Raw genomic sequence first — 25,496 nt, forward strand, 5'->3', positions numbered from 1 at the left:
GCAACGTCTCGATACGCTCCGTCGCTCCGCTCCTCCGCTCACTCGACAAACCTGCGGGGTCGACAGACCTGATACAACGCCCCAAGACCGTCGAGTAGGACGAGGCGCAAGCCGAGGACGCATCGAGACCACCCCGGCGGCAACGTCTCGATGCGCTCCGTCGCTCCGCTCCTCCGCTCACTCGACAAACCTGATAGAACGCCCCCAAGACCGTCGAGTAGGACGAGGCGCAAGCCGAGGACGCATCGAGACTCCGGGCGACGCCCGTCTCGGTCCGCTCCTCCGCTACTCGAGAGGCTTTGGGGGTTCGGCGCTTGAGAGGGCGGAGAGGGAGCGGGACCAGAGGGTGGAGAGGCGGGCGATGTCGGCGGGCGAGAGGACCGTGGAGCAATAACGCCAGTTCGTCACCAACTGAGGGCCGTCGTCGGTCGCGCGGACCACGGCGACCACGTCGAGCGCGTATCGCAGCGGAAGATCCGGCTCGGGATCGGTCGGCAGATGCTCGTTCAACTCCAGGTCGACGACCGGCTGCCACGCGCCCGGATCCTCACCCGCGACACCCAGGTCGAAGCGGCCCAGATAGTTGAACTCCACCTGCGGTTCGACGCCCTCGACCAGGTCGGCGTCGCGATCGGCATAGCGCAGCAGCCCATAGTCCAGACCCCGGTTCGGGACCGCCTCCAGCTCTGCGGTGACACGCTCGAACAGACGTCGCCCCTCGCCGGAGTCCGCTTCCAATGCGTCGACCGTGACCGTCGCGCCCGCGGCCAGCCGCACCGGGAACACCGTGGTGAACCAGCCGAGCGTGCGCCCGGTGTCGATGTCGTCCCCGACGGTCGCATCCTCTCTGCCGTGACCTTCGAGCGCGATCAGCGCTCCCGCCGACGGGTCCTGGTCGCGCTCGGCGCGCCAGGATGCGAAGGTCGCCGTCAGCGCGGTCAGCAGGAACTCACGCATCCCGATCCGCTGATCGATCCGGTCCAGGATCTCGGCCGTCACGGCGACGTCGGTCAAGACGGGCGCCGACGTCAACTCGCTCCAGGTGTCGCGGCCGATCTCCGGTCGACGCGAACCGATCACCGGGTCGTCGGCACGCACCTGCGACCGCCAGTAATCCCGCTGTGCGGCAACGACTTCCGTTCCCGACCTCGCGAGCATTCGGCGACTCCACGCGCGGTAGTCCGTGTACTCCGCGGGCAGTGCCGGCGGCGCGCCCGCGGCGACGGCCGCGCCGGCCTGAGCCATGTCACCGAAGAGGATCTGCCAGCTCACCGCGTCCACCGCGAGATGGTGGATCGCGAGCAGCAGGACGTCGCCGCCCCCGCTCGGCACCACGCGAACCGCGGCCACCATGTCTCCGCGATCGGGATCGACGGCCTCGTTGGCCTGGCGGGCGGCGATGGTGATGAGCGTGCCCAGCTGTTGCCCCGGCTCCCCGTCGATCACCCAGAACCGACTCGCCGCGTCCACCGCACCGGGTTCCCGGGTCACGAGCACTCCGCTCTCCCGAGTGGACCGCAGCATGTCGTGCGCATCCAGCACGGCCTGCAGCACCTGGACCACCTCGGCGTCCGTGCACCCGTCGGGCAGTCGGAACAGCACCGTCTGCGTGAACCGCCGCCACCGGCCGCCCTCGTACATCCACTCCACCACCGGCAGCGCGGGCACCTCGCCGTACTCGCGCTCGGCGGCGATCCGCGCCAGACGCTCGCCCCGGCGGACCGCGTCGGCCAAGTCGCGAACGGTGGGAAAGGCCATGACGTCGCGCGCCGCGATCTCGTCGCCGCCCGCACGCAGCGCGGTCACCAACGCCATCGCGACGATGCTGTCCATGCCGAGGTCGAAGAAGTCGTCGTCGGGACCGGGACGGGTGCCGAGCACGCCCTCGACGGCCGCGGCCACCCGCTCCTCCACCTCGTCGAGCGGTCGGCCCGTCTCCCCGCCGCCGGCCAGCGCCGCGCGCGCCGACTCCCCCAGCAGCACCGAATCGAGCTTGCCGTTACGGTTCACCGGCAGCACCGGCAGCACGACGATCCTCGTCGGGATCATGTGCGACGGCAGCTTCTGCGCCAGTTCGCCGCGGACGACGGCGGCGTCGAGACCCGCCCCGTTGGTCGCCCCCGAGACGAATCCGACCAGCGCCGCACCGATCGGCCGATCGACCACCACCACGGCGGCCTCGCGAACCCCGGGCACCGCCCTGAGTCCTGCCTCCACCTCGCCCACCTCGATGCGGTAGCCGCGGATCTTGACCTGGTCGTCGCCGCGTCCCACGAAGACGATGTCGCCGACTGCGTTGCGGCGCACCAGGTCTCCAGTCCGGTACATGCGCTCCCCAGATCGGATCGGGTCGGCGACGAAGGCTGCCGCCGTCTGCCCCGGGCGCCCCTGATAGCCGCGAGTGACCTGGTCCCCGGTCAGGTACAGCTCACCGATCACCCCGTCGGGAACCGGCCGCAGGCGGGAGTCGAGCACCCGCGCACTCATCCGGTCGGTGGGTCCGGCGATCGTCGGCACCGGCGACTCCGACACGCGCGCGACCATCGCCTCGACGGTGGTCTCGGTGGGTCCGTAGCAGTTGAAGACCGCCGTCCGCGGCAACGACCCCAGTTGGTCCCACAGCGCCGGACCGATCGCCTCGCCACCGAGTGCGAGCACCGTCAACGTCGGCCGACCCGGTTCCCCGGACACCAGCCCGGCCGCCGAGAGCTGGCCGAACATCGACGGCGTGGTGTCGATCATGTCGATCCGGCGCTCGGCGAGCGCCGCGACCAGACGCGTGGCGTCGCGCGTCTGCTCATCGGAGAACAGATGGACCTCGTGGCCGTCGAGCAGGGCGGCCAGCGGCTGCCACGACGCGTCGAAGGAGAACGTCCAGGCGTGCGCCACCCGCAACGGGCGGTCGAGCCGCCGGCGGCCGACCGACAGCACGCGGTCGCGGTGATCGCGGGCATAGCTGGCCAGCGCTCCCTGCGTGCCGATCACTCCCTTGGGCTCGCCGGTGGAGCCGGAGGTGAAGATGAGATACGCCGCATCGGCCGGGGACACCTCGACGGATTCCCCGCCATGCCGATCCCCGCCGTCCCAATCGGTGACGACGGTGCGCCCCGCGAACAGATCGACGAACTCGGGGTCGGTGAGAACCACGTCCGCACGGGACTGGTCGAGCAGATTCTCGATCCGGGCGACCGGCATGGACACGTCGATCGGCACGTACGCGGCACCGGCGAGCATCGCCCCCAGCACGCCCGCGACCGTCCGGCCCGACCGTCGCGGCGCCACCGCCACCACGTCACCGCGTCGCACTCCCGCAGACCGCAGGTCCCCCGCAACCGCCAGCGACCAGCGGTGGAGCTGATCGTAGGTCCACGTGCCGTCGTCGGCGACGAGCGCGACGGACGCCGGAGAGGTCCGTGCCTGTTCGCAGAACAGCCCGATCGCCGTGGTTCCGGCGGGCAGCGGCGTACCGCGCGACGGCCGTGCCGCCCATTCCCTCTCGTGATCGAGCAGCGCGTCGAGCGTGTCGGCAGGAGCGTCCGCGGCGTCGGGCAGCGCCCGGAGCACCGCGAGCACCCGTTCGACGGCCTGCGCCGGATCGATCGGTCCCAGCGATTCGGCGACCGACTCGCTCATCACGATCAGCTCCCCGTCGAGCTCGTAGGCGACGACGGTCAGCGGGTAGTGCGACAGCGACTCCATCGCGAGAGGCAGGAAGCGGGTGCCGTCCGGCGCGGTGACGGATTCGGTCGCCGAACCGATCGGAGCGTTCTCGTAGACGAAGAGCGTGTCGAAGAGGTTCGGGGTACCGGCCGCGCGCGCGATGTCCGCGAGGCCGAGGAATCCGAGGTCGCGCATCCTGGCCGACGACCGCTGCAGTGCGGTGCAGGCCTCGAGGACGGTCGGCTGAGCTCGCAGGTCGACGCGCACGGGGACGGTGTTGATGAACAGCCCGACCATCTCGCCGGCCCCCGGCAGACTCTGCGGTCGGCCCGAGATGGTGGTCCCGAAGACCACGTCGGTCCGGTCGGCGAGCCGGCCGAGGACCACCGACCACGCGTACTGCGTCACAGCCGCCGGAGTCAGTCCGGCCCGGCGCGCCCAACCCAGAACGCGCGAGGTCTCCGCGGCGTCGAGCGTTCGCCGGTGCCGCACCGGTTCGGTGGCCGGGGTCCCCGGAGCACCGATCAACAGCGGCGACACCCCGTCCAAATACGACGTCCAGGTGTCGAGCGCCGCGGCGGTGTCCTGCTCCGCCAGCCACGCGATGTAGTTGCGGTACGGCTTCACCGGCGCCAGTCCGTCGGCGCTGCCGCCCGCCCCGTAGATCGCCAGCAGCTCGCGGAAGAAGAGCGCGATCGCCCAGCCGTCCATGAGGATGTGGTGTGCGGTGAGCAGCAGCCGGTGCCTGCCCTCGGGCAGTGCGGCGAGCACCACCCGCATCGCCGGGCCGCGACGCAGGTCGAACCGCTGCGAGCGTTCGGCGAGCGCGAGAGCGTCGAAATCGTCGGGATGGGTCCGCACCTCGCGCCACGGCACGGTGACCTGGGTCGGCACGATCTGAACCGGGTGCGGAACGCCTTGATCCCACAGACTGACACGGAGATTGGGATGCCGCGTGAGGACGGCGGCGACGCTGCGGCGCAAGACCGCGGCGTCGAGCGGTCCGCTGATCTCGACGACGAACTGCATGCTGTAGACGTCGAGGCCGTCGCCGGCCATCTCCGAGAGCGAGAACAGCCCGGCCTGCAGCGGCGAGAGCGCGAGGACGTCTTCGATGGCCGGCTTCGACTGCTGCTCCGGGCTCACTGCTGCGCCTCCCACGCCGAGCCGAGCGCCGAGAGCATGTCACTCGACAGCCCCGACGCCGACATCGGCGACGCATCGACGGGCTGCGGCTCCGGCTCGACGGTGTCGTCGTTCCGGGCCCGCGCGGCGTCGACCGCCTCGGCCAGTTCGGCGATCGAGTAGTGGTCGAAGATCTGCTGCGGATCGAGAGCGATGCCCGCGGCCGCGGCACGCGCCGACCACTGGATCGAGATGACGCTGTCGCCGCCGACCGCGAAGAAGTTGTCGTCGCGCCCGATCCCGGTGACCCCGAGCAGTTCCTCGAGCATGGTCACCAGTGCCCGCTCGGTCGGCGTCTGGGTGCCGCCGCCGGCGGTGTACACCTCGGCGACCGGCGCGGCCGCCGGTGCGGCGGCGTAGTTGTCGATCACCAGCGACGCGGGCGAGAGCGCGCGCAGCGTCTCCGGAAGTGCGGTGGCGGCACCCGGACCGTCGACGATCCAGGTCGCGACCGAGGCGCAGTGCGTCAGACCCGCGTGCGGCAGGCCGACGAGTGTCGCGGGCCGCGCCTGAACGCGTCGCGGCGACCGGGCGGCGATGAGTTCGGCGAGCACGGCTGGATCCTCACCGTGCACGGAGGCGTCGAGTGCATCGGGTATCGGCCGGACCGTCACCTCCGACAGCCGTCGCTGCGGATTCTCCGCCAGAGCTTCGAGAAGCGTCGTGAATCGGTCGGCGATACCGCGCGCGGTGTCCTCGTCGTAGAGGTCTGCGCTCGCGACCAGCCGGCCGCTCAGGCTGCCGTCGCCGCAGGTGGTCACGATCAGGTTCAGATCGAGGTAGGAGGTGTCCACCTCCATCGGGAGGATGTGCATGGACGTGCCCTCCGCGAGCTGGACCACGGGCTCGCCTGCCGTATCTCGGAAGTGGACCATGCTCTGGAACAGCGGGTTCCGGGCCCGGGTGCGGCGCGGGTTCAGCGCCTCCACCAGGCGTTCGATCGGCAGATCCTGGTGGGAGAAGGCGTCGAGCACGGCGTCGCGGGAGCGGTGCAGAACGTCGTTCAGTGTCGGCTCGCCGGCCAGATCGGTGCGCAGAACCACCATGTTGGCAAGCAGCCCGACGATGTCGGCGGTCGCCGGGTCGGCCCGCCCCGCCGACGGAGTGCCGATCGCGATGTCGACGCCGCCGCCGAGCGTGTGCAGCGCAGCCGACCACATGGCGGTGAGCGCCATGAAGTCACTGACCGCACTGCCGCGGAAGACGGTCTTGAGCCGCTCGTAGCGCGAAGCGCTGATATCGAAGTCGACGATCACCCCGCGGTGACTCAGGCCCTCGGGGCGGGGCCGGTCGGCCGCCACCAGGATCTCGTCCGGAAGTCCTTCGAGCCGGTCGCGCCAGAAGTCGATCTGGGCACGCCCGTAGCGGCCGGCATCGCTGTCGGGGTCGGCGTCGAGACCGAACATCGAGTGCTGCCAGCGCGCCACGTCGGTGTACTCCGGTCCGGCCGGCCGAGGAGTGAGGGCGGGACCGCCGGTCCGCGCACGGTAGGCGGCGGCGAGGTCGGCGATGATGATGTCGGTGCTGCCGTGGTCGACCACCATGTGATGAATCACCAGCGCGAGCACCGACGACGACCCGGCGCGCACCAGGTGTGCGCGCACCAGCGGCGCCGCCGCCAGATCGAAGATCAGCTCCCCGGTCTGCGCCGCGCTGCGCACGGGGTCGTCGGCATCGGTGGCATCGGTGATGCTCAGCGGCACCTCGATGTCGGCGTCGTCGCGGATCACCTGGACCGGCAGTCCGTCGATCTCGCTGAACGAGGTCCGCAGCGAGCGATGCCGCCGGACCACGTCCGCGATCGCGCCGCGCAGAGCGTCGTCGTTCACCGGCCCTTCGACGGCGAGGGTCAGCACGATGTTGTTCTCCGCGCTCGCGCCGCCGAACCGCTCGTTGAACCACATGGCGAGCTGGGAGAACGACAGCGGCGCCCGGTCGACCTCGTCACCGGCCACCAGCGGAGGTCGGACCGGTTCGGTGTGCTGCGGCTCCGGCGTTCCCAGGGCGATCCCGCCGAAGTCGGCGCTGGTCCAGTCCCCGTCTGCCCAGTCGCTCCCCTCCGCGTCGCCTTCTGTCCAGGCGCCGTCCGCCCAGCCGTCCTGGTCCGGGTCCGCGTCGAGGTCGACGCCGAGCTCGGCGCGCGCCTTCTCGACCAGCAGTGCGGACAGCCCGGCCACCGTCGGGGCGTCGAACGGTGCCCGGACGTCGACGTCGAGTCCGAACTCGGCCGAGAGGGCGGTCACCAGGCGGGCCGCGAGCAGCGAGTGGCCGCCGAGATCGAAGAACGAGTCCGCGGACCCGATGGTCCGGCCGCCGAACAGCTCCGAGAACACCGCCGCCACCCGCCGCTCGGTGGGCGTCGCCGGCTCCACGAAACCCGCGGCCTGGGTGGCCGGCACCGGAAGCGCAGCGCGGTCGAGCTTGCCGTGCACGGTGATCGGCACCTCGTCGATGACGACGACGGCGTCCGGAATCATGTGCGACGGAAGTGTCTGCGCGGCGTGGTCGCGGAGCGCCTGCGGGTCGGGGACCGCGCCGGACTCGCCGATCACGTACGCGAGCAGTCGGTCGTCGACCACGGTGACCAGGGCACGCTGGACGTCCTCGTGCGCGGCGAGCACCGCCTCGATCTCACCGGGTTCGATGCGGAAGCCGCGGACCTTGATCTGGTCGTCGGAGCGGCCGACGAACTGCAGCTCCCCGTCTCCGCCGCGCCGGGCGAGATCGCCTGTGCGGTAAAGACGTTCACCCTTTCCGAAGGGGTCCGCGACGAATCGCGCGGCGGTCAGTCCGCTGCGGCGCAGGTAGCCGCGCGCCAGCTGACGTCCGCCGAGGTACAGCTCGCCGACCACTCCGTCGGGCACCGGTTGCAGGCCGGCGTCGAGCAGGTGCGCCGCGACCCCCGGATTGGGACGGCCGATCGGCACCACCGCGCCGCCGCGCGGTCCGTCGACCCGGTGATGGGTGGCCGCGACGACGGCTTCGGTGGGCCCGTAGTTGTTGCTGAGGTCTGCGGTGAACGCGGTGGTGAACTCGTCGGCGACCTCACCCGGCAGCGCCTCGCCGCCCACCGGCACGGTGCGCAGCGTGGTCCACTGCTTGACCTCCGGGATCAGCAACAGCGTGGAGAGCATGCTCGGCACCATGTGCATCACCGTCACTTGCTCGCGGACCAGCAGGTCGGCCAGGTAGGCGATGTCGGTGAGCGCGCCCTTCTTCGGGATCACGAGGGTGGCGCCGGCGGTCAGGGTCGCGAAGATCTCGAACATCGACGCGTCGAAGCTGACCGACGAGGTCTGCACGAGGCGGTCGTCGGAGCCGACGACGCTGGTGGCGCCGAATGCCCGCAGATGCTCGGCGATCGCCCGGTGCTCCACCGCCACGCCCTTCGGGGTGCCGGTGGATCCGGAGGTGTAGATGATGTAGGCCAACGATTCCGGCGAGGGCCCGGGAAGGTCGAGACGCCGCGGCGCCTCTTCGGGTTCGGCGCGCAGCCGCTGCACTTCGGCGGCGTCGAGCACCAGCACCGGACGGGCGTCCTCGAGCAGGAAGGCGGTGCGGTCGGCCGGGTAGTCCGGATCCACCGGCAGGTAGGCGGCGCCGGTCTTGAGCACCGCCAGCGCGGCGACCACGAAGTCCTCGCTCGCGGACATGCGCAGCGCGACCACGGCGTCCGGCGCCGCCAGCGCCGGGCCCGCGGCGTGCGCGATCCGGGCCGCGAGCACGTCGACGGCGGTGCCGAGTTCGGCGTAAGTGATCGAGCGGTCGTCGGTGACGATCGCCGGGTGGGCGGGACGCTGCGCCACCGCGGCCTCGAACATGCCGACGAGGGTGTCGGGAACATCGTCGACCGCGGGTCCGGCGGCCGCGGAGACCACCGCCGAGAGCGCCTCGTCGTCGAGCAGTCGTGCGTCCCGGATCGGCGCGTCGGGCCGGCCGAGGACGTCGGTGAGGAAGGTCGCGTACGCGGCGAGCAGCGCCTGCGCCTCCGCATCGCGCAAGCGGGACGACTGGTACTGCAGTTCCAGGACGGGTTCGGTACCGGACACGATCGCGAACTCCAACGGCAACTGGGCGTTGGGAGCGTGGAGGTGGTCGAGGTGTTCGACGCGGAGGCCGTCGAGCCCGAGCCCGGACAGATCACGGCGCAGCGACAGGCTCGCCGAGACCAGCCCGGCCAGACCGGCGCGGCGGTCGGGCGCGAACTCGGCCACCACACGGTCGATCGGAACGCGGCAGGCGGCGAGCCCGGCGGCCAACGACTCACGGGAACAGCCGATCAGCTCGGTCAGCGACGACCGCGCGTCGACGTCGCCGCGCAGCAGGACGGTGTTGCCGAAGTAACCGATCAGATCCTCGGCCCCGGCCGGGCGCACGGTGGTCGGCACCGCGATCACCACGTCGTCGGCGCCGTACACGCGATGCAGGAAGGCTTGGGTGGCCGCGAGCAGGACCGCGAACGTGGTGGTGCGCGCAGCTCGTCCGAGTTCGGCTGCCGCAGCCTCGATCTCCGGCGCCAAGCGGCGGTGCACGCGACCGCTGCCGGTGGCGCCGGTCGCGGCGGGCAGGTCGAGCGGTTCGGGTGCGGGACGCAGCACCTGCGCCCAGTGCGCGAGGTCGGCGTCGAGTCGGTCGTCAGAGGGGTCGGGCACGTCGGCGTACGCCCGCGCGAGCGCCGCCGTCTCCGTCTCCCGATAGGCGGCGGCGAGGTCGGCGAAGAACACCGCCCACGAGTCGTCGTCCCAGGCGATGTGGTGGACGGTCAGGAGCAGCACGTGGTGCTCGGGTGCCAGCGCGGCGAGCGTGACTCGCAGCGGAGGGTCGTCGGCGAGTCGGAAGGGCGTCCGCGCCTCCCGCGCGGCCAGCACCTGCAGGCGCCGCTGAGCCGCCGAGCCGGACAGTTCGGTCAGGTCGGCGGTCGTCCAGGAGATCGGGGCGCCGACGCGGTGCTGCATCACCGGCTCGCCGTCCTCGCCCGCGAGGTAGCGGGCGCGGAGCGTCTCGTGTCGCGAGACCACGGACTCGACGGCGCGGCGGAGACGCTCGGCATCGAGTTCCCCGTGCAGCGCGAAGGCCACCGAGATGTTGAGCGAGGTGTCGTCCGGATCGCGGTGGCCGGCGAACCAGAGCCGGCGAGCCGCGATGGGCAGCGGGGTGCGCGCACCGTCGGCCCGGGCCGGCACCGCCTCCGCGGCGCCACGGTGAGTCAGACTCTCCTCCTGGAGACGCTTGCGGAGGAGTTCACGTCGGCGGGCGGCCAGGTCACTCGTCATGGGTCGATTTTAGCCTAGCCTTACCTAAAGGAAGGACCCGGGGCGATCGCCCCGGGTCCTTCCTGGTCCAACGGTCCTTACAGGTTGCAGGGAATGTTGGCGTACGAACCGAGTTCGCAGATGGACGAGTTGGTGAGCTTCCAGCGCCCGTCCTTCCACACCCACTTCATCGTCATGTAGGTGGGCTGGTATCCGGGCGAGGACAGCTTGAGACGCGCGCTGGCGATGTTGCCGTTGACCGTCACCGGGTCGACGATCCGGTAAGTCAGGCCCATCGGCTTGAACTTCGCGGCCAGACCGAGGATGCCCTGCGCCTGGTTCACCGCGCGGGCCCCGCCCTCCAGGCGCTGAGCCTTCTGTGCGTTCGAGGCACCGGAGGCGAGGTAGTCCATCTCGGCCTGCAGTTGCGCGGCCGTCGGCTTCGTCGGCCCCTGCGCGGTGGGCGTCTGCTGCTGAGCAGCAGCCGGAGCCTGCGCCGCCGGAGCGTCCGCGGCGGGCGCATCGGCGACCGGCGCATCGGCGGCGGGAGCGTCGGCGGCCGGGGCGTCCGACGAAGGGGCGGCACTGTCGGACGCCGGGGCGGCGGCCTGCGGCTGTGTCTGCTGCGCACCGAGATTCACCACCGTGGCGGGGGCCTCCTGCGCCGCGGCCCGGTTGCCGCCGACGTCGCTGAGCATCAGACCGACCAGTCCGATGGAGAGCACGATCGCCGAGACGACCGCCGAGATGCCCGCCGCCATCATCACCGTGGGCCAGTTGATCGACGTGCCCGACTCCTCGGCCGCCGGCGCCGGCTCAGCGGCGATCGGCTGGGTGACCTGCTCTTCGTCATACATGCGGTAATTGAACCAAACCTTAAGAAGGTAAGTCTAGCCTTAGTACGGTTACCCTGGTCACGGATTCGTCCGTTTCGCTGCGCGCCCCACACCCGGAAGATGACGCGAGCGCTACGCGGCCTCGTCCATCAACGCAACCACCTCATCGAGGCTGGCGCCGCCCAGGATCGCCTCCACCGGAAGGTCGCACGCCAGCGCGGTCTGGACCCGTTTGCGGAAGTCGAGTGCCTGCAGTGAGTCCATACCCAGCGCCACCAGCGGCGCAGCGGGATCGATGTCCGTCGCCGCGAGACCCATCGCGACCGCCAACTCGTCGATCAGGTTCGCCGTCAAGTCGCCCGATCGAGCAGGTGCCGGCGGCGTCTCCGGTACCTCGGCCGGCGCCGTCTCGGCTTCTTCGGTGTGCTCCGTCTCGACCGCGGCGTCGGCTGCCGCGGCATCCTCTTCGTGTCCCGATTCCGGTGCGCCGACGCGATCGGGCACCTCCTCGATCAGCACGCCCGACCCGGTCATCTCCAACAGATGGCGCAGGTCCGGCCAGGACGCCGCCATCACCACGGCATCGCCCCCGTGAACGGCGAGACCCGCGTCGAGTGCCGCGGTCGGCGCCATCGGCACCACGCCCGTCGCCGTGACGCGCGCCAGCCCGTCGGCGTCGAGCGGTCCCTGCACCGCCCACAAGCCCCAGGCGAGCGCGACGGCGTTCACCCCCGTCGTCCGCAGCCGGGCGGCCTCCACCTCGAGGAGACGGTTCGCGGCGGCGTACAGCGCCTGTCCCCGGCCTCCAAGGGTGGCTGCGAGCGACGAACAGAGCACGACCCGCGGTGCGCCCCCGATCCCGTCGAGAACCCGGGCGAGTCCGCTCACCTTCGCATCCACGGCGCGCCGCACATCGGCCTCGGTGATCTCCGACAGCGGCCGCTCGACGTAGTCGAGCGCGGCATGCACCAGAGTGGTGACCGGAGGCAGATCCGCCAGCTGCGCCGGCTCGGTGTCCGAGGTGAGGTCGCAGCGCCGCAGGTCTACGTCCACTCCGTGACGCCGGGACAACCGGGCGGCGACGCGATGAGCCGTCTCGTCGCCGCCGGAACGACTGAGCAGGGTGATCCGGCGCGCACCGTCGCGCGCGAAGCGTTCGGCGACGGCGAGTCCGACCTTCCCGGTGCCGCCGGTGATGACGGCGTGCGTGAGATCGAGGTCGGCGACCGACCCCGCTTCCGTCGGCATCAGTCGCTTGACGAGTACCGCGCCGTCTCGCAGTGCGATCGCCGGCTCGCCCGCGACATGGACGGCCGCTAGCACATCGTCAGCCGAGACTGGCTGCCGCGCAGGGAGATCGAGCTGCACGACGCGCACCCCGGACTGCTCGGTGGCCAGGCAGCGCAGCCCGGCGACGGCCGCGGCGTGCACCGGGTCGGCGACGTCGCCGTCCACTGCCGTCTCCGCCCCTGTGCTGACGATCCACACGGTCGGCGGGAGTTCCGCGAGACCGCCGCGCCAGGCCGAGCCGGCCAGGACCGCGGCGAGTTCGGCTTCGACGTCGTCGCCGCGCGCGGGCAGGAGCACCAGTGCGGCGTCGACCTCACCGATCTCGGCACCGCCGTCGGGTACCTGCCAGGCCACGGCGCCGTGCTGCGGCGCGGCCGAGCAGATGCCGGCGGCGAGACTCAGATCCGATCCGGGAAGCGCCAGCACCGCCATGCGCTGCGGGGCAGCCGAGCGCCGGCTCACCGGACGCTGCCAGCGGACGTCGAGCACACGCACGTCGTGGTCGGCGGGCGGCGCGGCCCACCCCGGGCGGTTGACGGCGTCTCCGACGCCGGCGTCCGGCCTGGCCCACAGGCGGGTCTTGCGCATCGGCGAGTTCGGGAAGGCCTCCAGCGGGAGCCCGCGAGTGCGCCCGCGCACCTCCCAGCTCGACCAGTCGAAGGTCAGGTCGGTGGCCGCGACCGTCACGACGTTGCGAGTGAAGAGCGTGTGATCGGTGCACTCGCGGCGGCGGGTGCTCAGGATCGTGGCATCGGGCGAGCCCGCCAGCGTCTCCGACAACGCCAGCACCAGCGTCGGATGCTCGGCGATCTCGATGTAGACGTCGGCTCCGGCGTCTGCCGCCGTGTGAACCGCTCGGTCGAACCGGACGCGGTTGCGCAGGTTCCAGAACCAGTAGTCGCGCACCGGGGTCGACGGCTCGATCGCCTCCCCGAGCGTGGCGCCGATGCACGGGATCCGGGGATCGGTGAACGTCCGGCCGAGACCGTAGGCATCGAACGCCGTCTGGAATTCGTCGGCGAACTTGCTGACGATGCTGGTGTGCGCCGGGTAGGCGACGCGGATCTCCTTGGCGAACTTGCCCTCGGCCTCCAGCGCGGCGATCAGGCCGAGCACCGCCTGCCGTTCCCCCGACACGCACAGGATGTGCTCGGAGTTCACCACCGACAATTCCATCCATCCGGAATTGCGGGCCAGCAGCGCCTCGGCCTCGTCGAGACTGATTCCGACGACGGCCATCGTGTACCCGCGGGGTGCCACCGCGTCCACCGCGCGTGCCCGCACGGTCACCACGATCAGCGCGTCGCGCAGACTGGCGATGCCGCTGCGCACCGCCGCGGCGATCTCGCCCTGACTGTGTCCCACGGTCATCGACGGTCGGACGCCCGCCGCGTCCCACATGGCCGTCAGACCCAGCATGTGCATGAACAGCGCCGGCTGCACCACCCGCACGTCGTCGGTCTGTTCCGCGTCGCCGCGGCCGAGGACGTAGTCGATCGGCGACGTTCCGAAGAGGTCGAGCGAGGCGGCGTGGCACTCGTCGACGGCGGCGCGGTAGGCGGCGGAGCGGTCGTAGTCCACCGCACCCATGCCGGGCCGCTGGCTGCCCTGGCCCGGGTAGACGTACGCGAAGCGGTGTGCGGCGGCGGTCCCGCGGACCACCGCGGGGTGCGATCGGCCGGCGGCGAGCGCATCGAGTGCGGCCAGCAGCTCATCGCGGTCGGCGACCGCCGCGATCGCACGGTGTCGGCGGACCGGCCGGGCGTCGAGCAGATATGCGGCCGCCCGCTGCGCGTCGACGGCCGGATGCGCCCGCAGGTAGCGCGCGATGGAGGCCGCGAACCGGCCGAGCTGGTCTTCGACGTCCGCGGAGACGACCACCGGGATGCGGCCGTCCGGCAAGAGGTACTGCGCACCGGTCTGAGGCGTGTCAGGCATTCGGGGCCTCCGGCATGTCGACGATGAGATGGGCGTTGGTTCCGGACACTCCGAAGCTGGAGACGGCGGCGAAACGGTGGCCGTCGCGCGCCGGCCAGGGTTCGGTGGCGGCGGGCAGTCGTAGCCCGGCGGTGTCCCAGTCGATCTTGTCGGTCGGCTCGTCGGCGAACCGCGTGCCGACGATCGTGCCGTTCCGGCCGCATTGCAGGACTTTGATGAGACCGAGGATTCCGGCCGCCGCCTGCGCGTGTCCGGCGTTCGATTTCACCGATCCAACGGCGGCGGGACGGTCGTCGGCCCGGGCGGCGCCGTAGACGGCCGAGAGCGCGTCGAGTTCCATCGGGTCGCCCAGAGTGCCGGTTCCGTGCCCCTCGATCAGGTCGATCTGTGCCGCGTCTACGCCGGCGGCGGCGAGTGCGCCCGCGATCACCCGGCGCTGGGCGTCCGCGCTCGGCACCACGATCGGCGCCCCGGAACCGTTGTGGTTCACCCGCGATCCGGCCACCACTCCGTAGATGCGGTGTCCGGCGGACCGGGCCGCGCCGGCGCTCTCCAGAATCACCGCGCCGGCGCCCTCGCCCCAGACGGTGCCGGAGGCCCCCGACGCGTACGAGCGGCACCGTCCGTCGGCGGCGAGCGCATTGTTGCGGGAGAACTCGAAGAACGCTCCCGGCGACCCCATCACGCACACGCCGCCGGCGATCGCCCAGTCGCATTCGCCGGAGCGGATCGCTGCGGCCGCCTGATGCACGGCGGTGAGCGACGACGCGCACGCGGTGTCGACGGTGATCGCCGGGCCCGTCAGTCCGAGGGCGTGCGAGATCCGTCCGGACACCGAACCCAGTGCGGTTCCGGCGATCCGGTGGCCGGAGTAGTCGTTCACGGCTGCCACCGTGGGTCCGTACTCCATGCCGGAAGCTCCGAAGAAGACTCCGATCTCCCGGCCGTCGAGGGCTGCGGGGTTGACGCCCGCGTTCTCGACGGCCCGCCAGGCCACCCGGAGCGCGACCCGCTGCTGCGGATCCATCGCCGTCGCCTCTCGCGGGCTGAGCCCGAAGAACTGGGGGTCGAATTCGGCTGCGCCGTCAAGGAATCCACCGGCGTCGGGCACGGCGCCCCAACCGGGAACGCGGTCGAGGGAGAGCAGTTGGTCCACCGGCCAGCCGCGGTCGCGGGGCATCGGCCCGATCAAGTCCTCACCGGCGGCGAGGGCTGCGTAGAAGTCCTCCGGGGTGTCGATGCCGCCCGGCGCCTCGACCGCCATGCCCGCGATCACGACGGCGTCGTCGGGTGCCGAATCCGCTCCTCCGGCGACGTGCGGGTGGTGCGCGGTCACCGGGTACCTCCGCCCGTCGCGGTCCGCACCAGCAGGTCGACGAGCGCGTCCGGATGCTCGTTGAGGTAGAAGTGGCCGCCGTCGACGAGGCTGACCTCCACCTCGTCGGCGTGGTCGGACCACGAGTGGAGCTGGTGCGGCCGGATCACTGGATCGTCCGCTCCGCCGACCACCTGGATCGGGGTCGACACCTGGACGTCGGCGGCGCAGTCGTAGGCGTCGAACGCCCGGTAATCGGCTCGGAGCACCGGCAGCGCCATCCGCATCACCGAGTCGCTGCCCATCACCGCGCCGCCGGTGCCCTGCAGGCCCGTCAGGTGTGCCAGCAGGTCCTCGTCGGAGTCGGGATGCTTCGGCAGTTGAGCCACTCGGCTCGGCGCGGTAGCCGCTGAGACGATGAGCCGTCGGGGTGTCGTGCCCTGCGCCTCCAGCAGTCGGGTGAACTCGAAGGCGACGATTGCGCCCATGCTGTGCCCGAACACCACCACCGGACGGTCGGCGAAGTCGGCGGTGGCGGTGAAGGCCTCCGCGGCTTCGGTCGCCAAATCTCCGAGTCCGGTCGCGGCGTCCTCGCGCATCCGGTCCTGCCGTCCCGGATACTGCATCACGCGGACGTCGAAGTGAGCCGACAACCGCCCCGACAGGTCACGGTACGACGACGCTCCCCCGCCCGCGTGCGGGAAGACGAGAAGGATCGGCGCGTCGGCGTCGGCCGGCTTGTGAAACGCCCGGAGTGCGGGTGCCTTGCGAGTGGTCGCGGGTGTAGTCATCTCTTGTTCCCAAAGTCGTGCGGTGTTTCAGTGGTCGAGCAGGTCCTCATGCCGGGGCCCGTTGAGCGAGTCCTCATCGCCGGGCTGGTTGAGCGAGCCCTCAGGCTGGTTGAGCGAGCCCTCAGGCTGGTTGAGCGACCCTCCAGGCTGGTTGAGCGACCCTCGAGGTTGGTTGAGCCACCCTCCAGGCTGGTTGAGCGAGCGAAGCGAGTCGAAACCACCAGGCGCAGACTCACTCCACAAGACGCGGGGCGGTCCCAGCCTGCACGAGCGGTCGTTTCGACTCGCTGCGCTCGCTCAACAACCCTGCCGGGACTCGCTCGCTCGACAAACCTGGGGGGATTCGCCCGCTCAACAAGCCTGGGGGGACTCGCTTGCTCAACAAACCTGGGGAGAGCCACCCTGTCCGCTGGACGAACACTCACCCCCAGGCCGGTTGAGCCACCATCCAGGCTGGTTGAGCGAGCGAAGCGAGTCGAAACCACCAGACGCAGGGTGAGTCCACAACACGCGGGGCGGTCCCGGCCTGCGCGAGTGATCGTTTCGACTCGCTGCGCTCGCTCAACAAACCTGCTGGGACTCGTGATCGTTTCGACTCGCTGCGCTCGCTCAACAAGCCTGCTGGGGCTCGCTCGCTGAACAAGCCTGGGTGAGGGGTGCTCAGGCATGGGGGGAGCTCCTCTCGCGGGGGAGCAGGTGGAGGGCGATGCGGCGGTCCGGGCGGACCTGGAATTCGCCGTGATCGGTCCAGCCGCGCTTGGTCAGGGCTCGGCGCATGGGAGTGTTCGACGACGCGGGTTCCACGGCGATGCAACGACAGTCGGGATCGGCGGCGAAGAGTGCGTCGGCGAGTTCACGGATGAACGCCGAGATCTCCCCGCGGCCGAGCAACTCCGGATCAGCCGTCGCGACGTGGAGACCGAGGTCGTGCGGGTCCACCGGATACAGGCGGGCGATCTCGTCGCGCGCCACGCGGTAGATCTCCAGGTACCCCGCATCAACGCCCTTGCGGGAGAAGATGATCGGCCGCGAGTAGTCGCCGTCGAGGCGATACCGGGCGTCGTCCCGCCAGCGTGCCGCGGACCATTCCTGTTCCCAGGTCTGCACCAGGTGCGGCCGCGCGAACCACTCCTCCAGCAGTGCCGGGTCGGCTCCCCCTGGCTCCACCGTGCGCAACGCGAACGCGCCGATCGTCGACGGCACCGGCGGGGCGCCCGCCTCGCGCACCGCGTCCGAGACGTCGGTCAGCTCGCGTTCGATGCGGTATCCCGTGTCGGACGCACTCATCGCTTCGCTCCCGTCCGCGCCGCCGACCGATCCACCGCACTGCGCAATACCCGATTGGAGAGCTCGCCGAGGCAGCTCAGATTCGGAAAACCGGGGCCCTGCGCGAAGCCGGCCAGATTCGGCAGATACAGCGCCTGCGACAACCCTTCGACCGCCAGATCGTGCCCGATCGCCGTCTCCAGACGCGGTAGGTCGGGCCGTCCGCCCAGCGCCAGCTCGAGTTCGTCGACGCTCTCGGCGTCGAACAGGTCCAGGAACCACAGCGGCCGACCGCCGGTCGCGTCCACCACCAGATCGAACGAGTGCTCGGCCGCCGACCGGCCTGGGTTGCCGAGGGTCAACGCCACCGACTCCCCCACCCGTCGCGCGGCGGTCACTCGGCCTCGCAGGTGGTGGATCCGCTCGTCGGCCAGCAAGTTCTCCTGCACGCTCACCGAGAACACGCCGCGGTCGGTCCGGCGGATCACATCGCGCCGCTCCGCCGCGGGCAACGACGGCCACCCCGTCGGATCGGAGAACACCGAGTTCTCGAAGTAACTCTCGCCGCGGGTGTAGATCGTCGGTGCCGGTGAGATGACCGAGATCGACATCACCTCGTGCCGGACCAACTCGTCCAGCGCCGACGCCGCGGTCTCACCGCCGCCGATCACCGCGGCTCGCGACGACGCCGGAATCGCCCTGCGCGACACCGCATCCCAGAAACCGGCCACCGACAGTACGCGGGGATCGTCGAGCAGCGGCTCGTCACTCGAACCCGGTCCGGTCACCAGCAGTCCGTCGCCGTCGACGCTGTCGAGACCGCCGTCCGACGTGCGGAAGTCGACGCTCCATCCGCCGTCGACCACGCGGACGCGCTCCACCGTGCCGATGTGCAGTTCGGCCCCCGATTTGGCCGCCGCCCAGTCCAGATAGCGAGCCCACACGTGATGGTGCGGGTTGGGCCGGCCGCGGTCGATCCATTCGGTGTACGTCTGATGCGCCACCAGGAACGCCATCCAGCTGTACTCCAGCATTCCCGCGTTGATCTGCGCGGCATGAGTGCGGTGCGGCGCGCCGCGGTACGGGAAGCCGAGGTCCTTCTCCGGGCTGGTGCCGAGCCGGTGACGACCGTCGGTCCAGCCGCCGAGCGGAAGCCAGTTGCCGCCCACCCCGTACCGGTCGACGATCACCACGCGCGGCGCGGGCAGGCCGAGATCGGCCATCACCTTGGCCTTGGCGGCCACCGACAGCGACTTGGGTCCGGCGCCGATCGCCACCAGCGTGCCGGCGGAGAAGGCGTCGGACGCTCCGGCGTCGGGGCGGTTCACGGTCACTGCGCCATCAACTCCTCATCGTCCATCGCGGCGATCTCCAGGTAGATCGTCGCCACGCGCTCCAGCCGTCCCGCCCGCTCGTCGGCGGCGTCGAGTCGGCGCGCCAGCTCCGCCACGGTCCGCGCCGCGAAGATGTCGGCCACCCCGGCCTGCGGCGCGTCGAGCAGGTCGCGGATCCGGGCGATGACGGTGGTGGCGAGCACCGAGTCGCCGCCCGCGGCGAAGAAGTCGTCGTCGATGCCCAGTTCGCGATCACCGCCGAGGACACCGGCGACGATGTCGAGCAGAGCGCGGTGCAGATCGGTCTCCGGCGACCGCCGGGGCGCGCCGACGTCGGACGCGCCGCTCAGACTCGCGGTGATGGCCGCGCGGTCGAGCTTCCCGTTGCCGGTCAGCGGGAGCTCGTCCCGGACCTGGAGCACCGCCGGAACCATGTACGCCGGAACCAATCCGGCCAGTTCGGCGAGCAGGCCCTCCGGTGACGGCGCGGCACCCGGTTCGGGTGCCACCGCGGCGGCCAGCGTGGCCGGTCCGTTCCCCTTGATCAGCACCGCCACCGCATGCCGCACGTCGGGCAGCGAGCGCAGAGCACCTTCGATCTCGCCGAGTTCGACGCGGAACCCGCGGATCTTCACCTGATTGTCGGCGCGGCCCAGGAACTCGATCGTGCCGTCGGGCCAGTAGCGCGCGAGATCACCGGTGCGATACCACCGGCGGCCCTCGAACTCCACGAACCGTTCCGCGGTGCGCTGCGGCTCGTTTCGGTAGCCGTGCGCGACGCCGTCGCCGCCCACCCACAGCTCGCCAGTCACCCAGTCGGGGCAGTCGGCACCGAGTTCGCTGACCACTCGGCAGGCCACGTTGTTCAACGGTGTCCCGAACGGGACGCTGGTCCAGTGCTCCGGCGCCCGGGTCACCTCGCACACGGTGCCGTGGATCGCGATCTCCGTGGCTCCGCCGAGACCGGCGAAACGGGCCCGCGGGGCCAGTGCGCGCAGTCGGTCCGGGAGATCGGCGCCCACCCAGTCGCCGCCGAGGAGCACCGCGCGCAGCGAATCACCCAGCGCCGCACCGTCGGCCTCCGTCTCCGCCAACGTCAACAACATGTCGAGCGCGCTGGGGACACAGGTCAGAATGCTCGCGCGGTGGGTCACGAGGAGTTCGCGCCACGCCGCCGGGTCCTTGGCGTCGTCGGCGTCGACGGCGATCACCGCTCCGCCCGCGCTGTACAGGCCGAAGATGTCGTACACCGAGATGTCGAACTCCAGTGCCGCGACCGTGAGTGATCGGTCGTCGGGGCCGACACCGAAACGCTGATTGATGTCGTCGATGGTGTTCATCGCCGCCCGGTGCGGCACCTCGACACCCTTGGGAGCACCGGTGGAACCCGAGGTGAACAGCACATATGCCAACGCCTCGGGGTCGGGCAGGTACGGGCCCGACAGCGGTGCCGCCGCCATCGCGTCGCTCAGTTCCAGCGCCGGAACGTCCAGTGCGTCTGGTGCCACGACCCCGTCGGTCAGCAGCAGCGACGCCTCGCCGGTCCGCAGAATGGCCGAACGCCGCGGAGCGGGTTGATCGTAGGTGACCGGAACCCACACGGCACCGGAGGCGTAGACGCCGAGCGTCGCGATCACCTGCCGGTAGCCCTTGGGAATCTGCACACCGACCGCATCGCCCGGCCGCACTCCCGCCGACCGCAGCGCGGCCGCCACGGCGAGCGCCTGTGCCGCGAGTTCACCGTAGGTGGCGCTCCCGTCGCGCCAGACGAGCGCGGTGCGATCGGGGTGCTGGGCCGCGATCTGGAAGAAGCCTTCGTGCAGCACACGCCCGGAGGTCGGCGCCGCGGTGTCGTTGACCTCGCATCGGACCGCCCGCTGGGCGGCGGGCAGGTGCGGCAGCGCCTCGGCCAGCCAGCCCGCCGTCGAATCGGCGGCGGCGAGCCGGTCGAGCGCATTGGTGAAGTGCTCGAACATGGCCTCCACCACGCCGTCTGGGAACTGGTCGATGCGGACGTCCCAGTTGGTCAGCAGGCCACCGCCCACCTCGGTGACCTGGGCGTCGAGCAACACCTGCGGGCCCTGCGAGACGATGTGCGCGGGCTCGCCGAGCCGGTCGTAGACCTCGTCGGCGAAGAGTTCGCCGAGCCCCAGCGCACTGGTGAAGACCACCGGGGCCAGCACCGTCTCGCCGCGCAGACGGCCGAGGTCGCGAAGCACTTCGAGCGCGCCGTACGCGCTGTGCGCACCGGCTTCGTGCATCCGTCGCTGCACCTCGCGCGCGAGGTCGAGCACCGACCCGCGGCCTGGTTCGGTCAGCGTCCTCAGGTCGACGTCCACCAGGATCGAGGAGCTGAAGTCTCCGGAGACCGACTCGATCTCGTCGTGCATCGGCACTCGCTGGAACAGCGGCACGTTCAGCAGGAAACGCGGTGTGGCAGACCACGCGCCGACGCTCGCGGCGTACACCGCTCCCACGACCGCCGCCGGCGTCACTCCGCGCTCGCGTGCTGCGGCGAGAAGACGTTCGCGGGCCCGAGCGTCGAGCCAGTGGTTCATCCGCCGCACCCGCGGGGCAGCGCTCTGCGACTGCCCGGGCGGGCGGGTCGGCAGGACCGGTCCGCCCGGCAGGTCAGGCAGCCGTGCGGTCCACCATTCGCGGTCGGCGGCGCGTGCCGGATCCGGATGCTCGGCCCGATGCCGCAGGTAGTCGCGGTATTCGATGGCCAGGGGCGGCAGTTGCGCACCGTCGTAGGCCGAGACCAGGTCGCGCAGCAGGGTGCGGTAGCTCATCGCGTCCGCGGCGAGCATGTCGATGTCGAAGTGCAGACGGTGGCGACCGCCGGGAAGCAGGGTGAGCGTGAGGTCGAAGACCTGTCCGGCAGCGATGTCGAGGACCTGGTGGCTCTTGGCCTCGCGCCGCTGCTCGAGGATCCGGTCGATCTCGCCGGGTACGGCCTCGCGCAGATCGTCGACCGTCAGCGCCGGTCGCGGCAGAGTGTCGAGCACCTCTTGGCGTCCGTCGGAACGGAACCGTGCGCGGAGCATGCCGTGGCGGGCGGCGAGCGCCTGCGCCGCCGCGGCGAGCCGGTCGGGGTCCAGACCCGCGCCGTCGAACTCGACGTACAGGTGCGCGGCCACACCGCCGAGGTCGGCGGCACCGGTGCGTCCGACCCAGTACGCGTGCTGCATGGGCGCCAGCGGGAACGCCGCCTCCGACCACGCCGACTCGTCGAACTCGGCAGGCGCGGAAGCCGCTTCGTCCGCCGGGTCTGCGCCGAGCATGACCGCCCAGTCGGCGACGGTCGGGCGGGCGGCGAGGTCGGCGAAGTTGACGTCGTGTCCGCTCTTGCGCCAGCCGCCGGCCAGCCGCATCATCCGGATCGAGTCCAGGCCCAGACCGATGAGGTCGTCCGTGTCGGTGATGGTGGCCGGATCGACGTCGAGCAGCGCGGCGACGTCCTCGCGGACTGCGGCGGCCGTCGGCCGGTCGGTCGGCGCGCTCACCGCGCCGCCCGCACGACGTACGGGGCCACGCTGGCCAGCTTCTCGCAGGTCTCTTCGAACTCCCGCTCGGGGCGCGACTGCCCGACGATCCCCGCGCCGGCGCGCAGCCACACGCGATCGCCCTCAGCGAAGATGGTGCGCAGCGCCAGCGTCGCCTCCAGTTCACCGCTCGAATCGGCGATCAGGACGGCGCCGGAGTAGAGCTCGCGACGCGCGGGTTCGAGCCGGTAGATCGCCTCGAGGGCGGGTGCCTTGGGGATGCCGGAGGCGGTGATCGACGGGAACAGCACGCCCAGCGCCCGCCACGGTCCGGCAGCCGGGTCGAGCCTCCCGGACACCGTGGACGCGAGATGCTGCACGCTGCCGCGTTCACGGACCACCATGTACTCGTTCACCGCGGTGGTGCCGGGCAGCGCCACCGATTCGATCTCGCTGAAGCACGCGCGCACCGACATCGCGTGTTCGGCGATCTCCTTCTCATCGGAGAGCAGGTCTTCGCGGGCGGCGGCGTCCGCCTCCGGCGAGCGGCCGAAGGCACGGGTACCCGCGAGCGGTTCGGTGACCACCGACCCGAGACCGTCGGCGGCGACCACCAACTCGGGGCTGAAACCGGCGGCCTCGAGTCCGCCGAGATGCAGCAGGTACGACCGCGCGGGGTTGTTGCTCTTGCGGCCGCGGACGTAGGTCGCGGGGATGTCGACGTCGAAGCCCACATCGACACTGCGGGACAGAATCACCTTCTGGTATCGGCCGTCGTTGATCTCGCGCACGGCCGTCGCGACCCGGCCGCGGTAGTCGTCGGGGTCGGCCGAGACATCGATCTCCACGGGCTCCGCCCGGCGGATCGACTCCTCCCCGCCGGCGTGGACCGGCAGATCGGCGAGTTCGCGCAGTCGCGCGAGAGTGGCCTCGTCGGCCCCCGGTGCCGAGATCCCGTCCGCGTCCACGAAGGCCTCGAGCCCGGGCACGATCAGATGGGCGAGCACCACGTCGTCACGGACGCGGTCGAGCAGGCCGTAGTGCGGCGCGCAGTAGTCGAATCCGACCCAGCCGTACAGCCGCCACCGGGGCAGACCCAGCCCGGTGAGCGCCTGGTTCAGTGCCGCCGCGGGTTCGCCGTCCCAGGCGATCTCACGAGGCGTGCAGTGGTCGTCTCCGGGCGCCGGATCGACGATGACCATGGTCTTGGTGAGGATGATGCGTGCTTGCGGACGAGCGGCGAACGTCCAGCGTCCGTCTCGTTCGTAGACGACGTACTCACCGAATTCACCCGACGACGCCCATGCGCCGCACACCGCGGCGGCCCGCGCGGCCAGATCGTCGTCGACGGGCGCGTCCCCCACCGGAGAAGCAGGTGCCACAACCATTGTTCAGTCCCATCGTTCACAGCGGAGATCCGCAAGAAAATTAGGTGAGGCTAATCTACATCACCCGCGACTCGTAGGTTAGGCTGCCCTCGTCAACTAGAGCTAGGACCGAGCATGCCACCTTCAGCGGACACTCTCGAAACCGGGTTCGCACCCCATCGGCCCGATCGCGCCGACCTCTACCGCGCCGCGGGCGTATTCGACGATCGCCCCCTGTGGGCACCGCTCGCCGACCGCGCCGCCACCGATCCCGACCGCCCCGCGGTCACCGACGCGGCCACCGGATTCACCCTGACCTACCGCGAACTGCTCGCCACCGCCGACCGCCGTGCGGCCGGATTCATCGGCGCGGGTCTGAAGCCCGGAGAGCGCGTCGTCCTGCAGCTGCACAATTCCGTCGAGTTCGCCGCCACTGCGTTCGGCCTCCTCCGCGCGGGCATCGTGCCCGTCATGGCGCTGCCGGCCCACCGGATCACCGAGATCGCTCATCTCGCCGCGGGCTCCGGGGCGCGCGCGTATCTGTGCGACGACGTTCGCGGCGGCTACGACTACCGCGGGCTCGCCGCCGATCTGCGCGACCGCGTCCCGTCCGTCGAGCACGTCTTCGTCAACGGCGATCCCGGCGTGTTCTCCCCGCTGCCCGATGCCGACGCCCGACCGCCGGTCACCGTCGATCCCGATCTGCCCGCGCTCTTCCTGGTCTCCGGCGGCACCACCGGACTGCCGAAGCTGATCGCGCGCACGCACAACGACTACGCCTTCAACGCGGCCACCTCGGCCACTATCGCCGAACTGACGGCCGACGACGTGTATCTCGCGGCGCTCCCGGCAGCGCACAACTTCCCCCTCTGCTGCCCCGGACTGCTCGGGATGATCGCAGCGGGCGGCCACACCGTCTTCACCCAGGATCCCAGCCCCGACTCGGCGTTCGGCGTGGTGGAGCGATACCGGGTCACGGTGACCGCGCTGGTCCCCGCTTTGGCCCAGTTGTGGTGCGCGGCAACCGAATGGGAGCCCGCCGACATCTCCTCGCTGCGACTGCTGCAGGTGGGCGGCTCCAAACTCGCCGCACCCGATGCGGCCGCGATCGACGCCGCGATGGGCCCGGTGGTGCAGCAGGTCTTCGGCATGGCCGAGGGTCTGATCTGCTACACGAGGGCCGACGATCCACGCGATCTGGTGCACGTGAGCCAGGGGCTGCCGATGAGTCCGCTCGACGAGGTCCGGATAGTCGACGACGCCGGCCGGCCGGTGCCCGACGGCGAGGAGGGCGAACTGCAGGTCCGCGGACCGTACACGATCCGCGGCTACTACCGGGCGCCCGAACACAACCTGCGGTCGTTCACCGACGACGGCTTCTACTCATCGGGAGATCTGGTGCGCCGGCTTCCGTCCGGGCACCTCGCCGTCACCGGTCGCATCAAGGACACCATCGTCCGAGCCGGCGAGAACGTGGCCGCCGACGATGTGGAAGAGCACCTGCTGGCGCATCCGCGGATCGCGCACACCGCCGTCGTCGGCCTGCCCGACGACGCGCTGGGTGAACTCATCTGCGCGGTGGTGGTGCCCGGGCGCGACGGCACCGCACCCTCGCTGCCCGACGTCCGCGCCTTCCTCTCCGAGCGCGGCCTCGCGTCGTTCAAGCTGCCCGACCGTCTGCACACCGTCGACGCCCTACCGGTGACCTCGGTGGGCAAGATCGACAAGAGTGCACTGCGTTCGCGCCTGGCGGGTGCGAGCCAGGCGCGATAGCGCG

11 protein-coding genes are annotated in these 25,496 nt (G+C 71.1%); 1 reads left to right on the forward strand and 10 read right to left on the reverse strand.

Going from position 1 to position 25,496, the window contains the following annotated elements; translation table 11 throughout:
* Positions 1–285 precede the first annotated feature (285 nt).
* The 10 genes from P5P27_RS16870 to P5P27_RS16915 all read right to left on the reverse strand — a co-directional run bounded on the left by P5P27_RS16870 (position 286) and on the right by P5P27_RS16915 (position 23,740).
* A complete protein-coding gene (locus tag P5P27_RS16870) occupies positions 286–4,806 on the reverse strand; it encodes a non-ribosomal peptide synthetase (RefSeq protein WP_278125148.1) in 4,521 nt (1,506 codons plus the stop codon).
* Positions 4,803–10,118 (reverse strand): non-ribosomal peptide synthetase, encoded by a 5,316-nt coding sequence (locus P5P27_RS16875; RefSeq protein WP_278125150.1) that lies wholly within the window; start codon positions 10,116–10,118, stop codon positions 4,803–4,805. Before P5P27_RS16875 ends, P5P27_RS16870 begins: the two co-directional genes overlap by 4 nt.
* Before the next feature lie 77 nt (positions 10,119–10,195).
* Positions 10,196–10,954 (reverse strand): MTB12 C-terminal domain-containing protein, encoded by a 759-nt coding sequence (locus P5P27_RS16880; RefSeq protein WP_278125152.1) that lies wholly within the window; start codon positions 10,952–10,954, stop codon positions 10,196–10,198.
* 111 nt (positions 10,955–11,065) lie between these two features.
* Positions 11,066–14,161: an SDR family NAD(P)-dependent oxidoreductase gene (locus P5P27_RS16885; protein ID WP_278125154.1), complete on the reverse strand. Its 3,096-nt coding sequence runs from the start codon at positions 14,159–14,161 to the stop codon at positions 11,066–11,068.
* Positions 14,154–15,497, reverse strand: coding sequence for a beta-ketoacyl [acyl carrier protein] synthase domain-containing protein (locus tag P5P27_RS16890; protein WP_278125156.1), 1,344 nt, complete (start codon positions 15,495–15,497; stop codon positions 14,154–14,156). The genes P5P27_RS16885 and P5P27_RS16890 overlap by 8 nt, the downstream gene beginning before the upstream one ends.
* Entirely contained in the window at positions 15,494–16,267 is a 774-nt protein-coding gene (locus P5P27_RS16895; RefSeq protein ID WP_278125157.1) for a thioesterase II family protein, read from the reverse strand. The genes P5P27_RS16890 and P5P27_RS16895 overlap by 4 nt, the downstream gene beginning before the upstream one ends.
* A gap of 660 nt (positions 16,268–16,927) precedes the next feature.
* Positions 16,928–17,554 (reverse strand): GNAT family N-acetyltransferase, encoded by a 627-nt coding sequence (locus tag P5P27_RS16900; protein ID WP_045540529.1) that lies wholly within the window; start codon positions 17,552–17,554, stop codon positions 16,928–16,930.
* Entirely contained in the window at positions 17,551–18,867 is a 1,317-nt protein-coding gene (locus P5P27_RS16905; RefSeq protein ID WP_278125161.1) for a SidA/IucD/PvdA family monooxygenase, read from the reverse strand. Before P5P27_RS16905 ends, P5P27_RS16900 begins: the two co-directional genes overlap by 4 nt.
* Positions 18,864–22,373 carry a non-ribosomal peptide synthetase gene (locus P5P27_RS16910; protein WP_278125163.1) on the reverse strand — a complete coding sequence of 1,170 codons (3,510 nt, stop codon included), beginning with the start codon at positions 22,371–22,373 and terminating at the stop codon, positions 18,864–18,866. Before P5P27_RS16910 ends, P5P27_RS16905 begins: the two co-directional genes overlap by 4 nt.
* On the reverse strand, positions 22,370–23,740 hold the full coding sequence (locus P5P27_RS16915) for a salicylate synthase (protein ID WP_006896074.1): 1,371 nt from the start codon (positions 23,738–23,740) through the stop codon (positions 22,370–22,372). The genes P5P27_RS16910 and P5P27_RS16915 overlap by 4 nt, the downstream gene beginning before the upstream one ends.
* 114 nt (positions 23,741–23,854) lie before the next feature.
* On the opposite strand from P5P27_RS16915, the gene P5P27_RS16920 reads away from it, so the two are divergent.
* Complete coding sequence (locus P5P27_RS16920) at positions 23,855–25,492, forward strand: (2,3-dihydroxybenzoyl)adenylate synthase (RefSeq protein WP_278125165.1); 1,638 nt, start codon at positions 23,855–23,857, stop codon at positions 25,490–25,492.
* Positions 25,493–25,496 lie beyond the last annotated feature (4 nt).

The sequence above is a fragment of the Gordonia sihwensis genome (assembly GCF_029632925.1).
GTDB lineage: Bacteria > Actinomycetota > Actinomycetes > Mycobacteriales > Mycobacteriaceae > Gordonia > Gordonia sihwensis.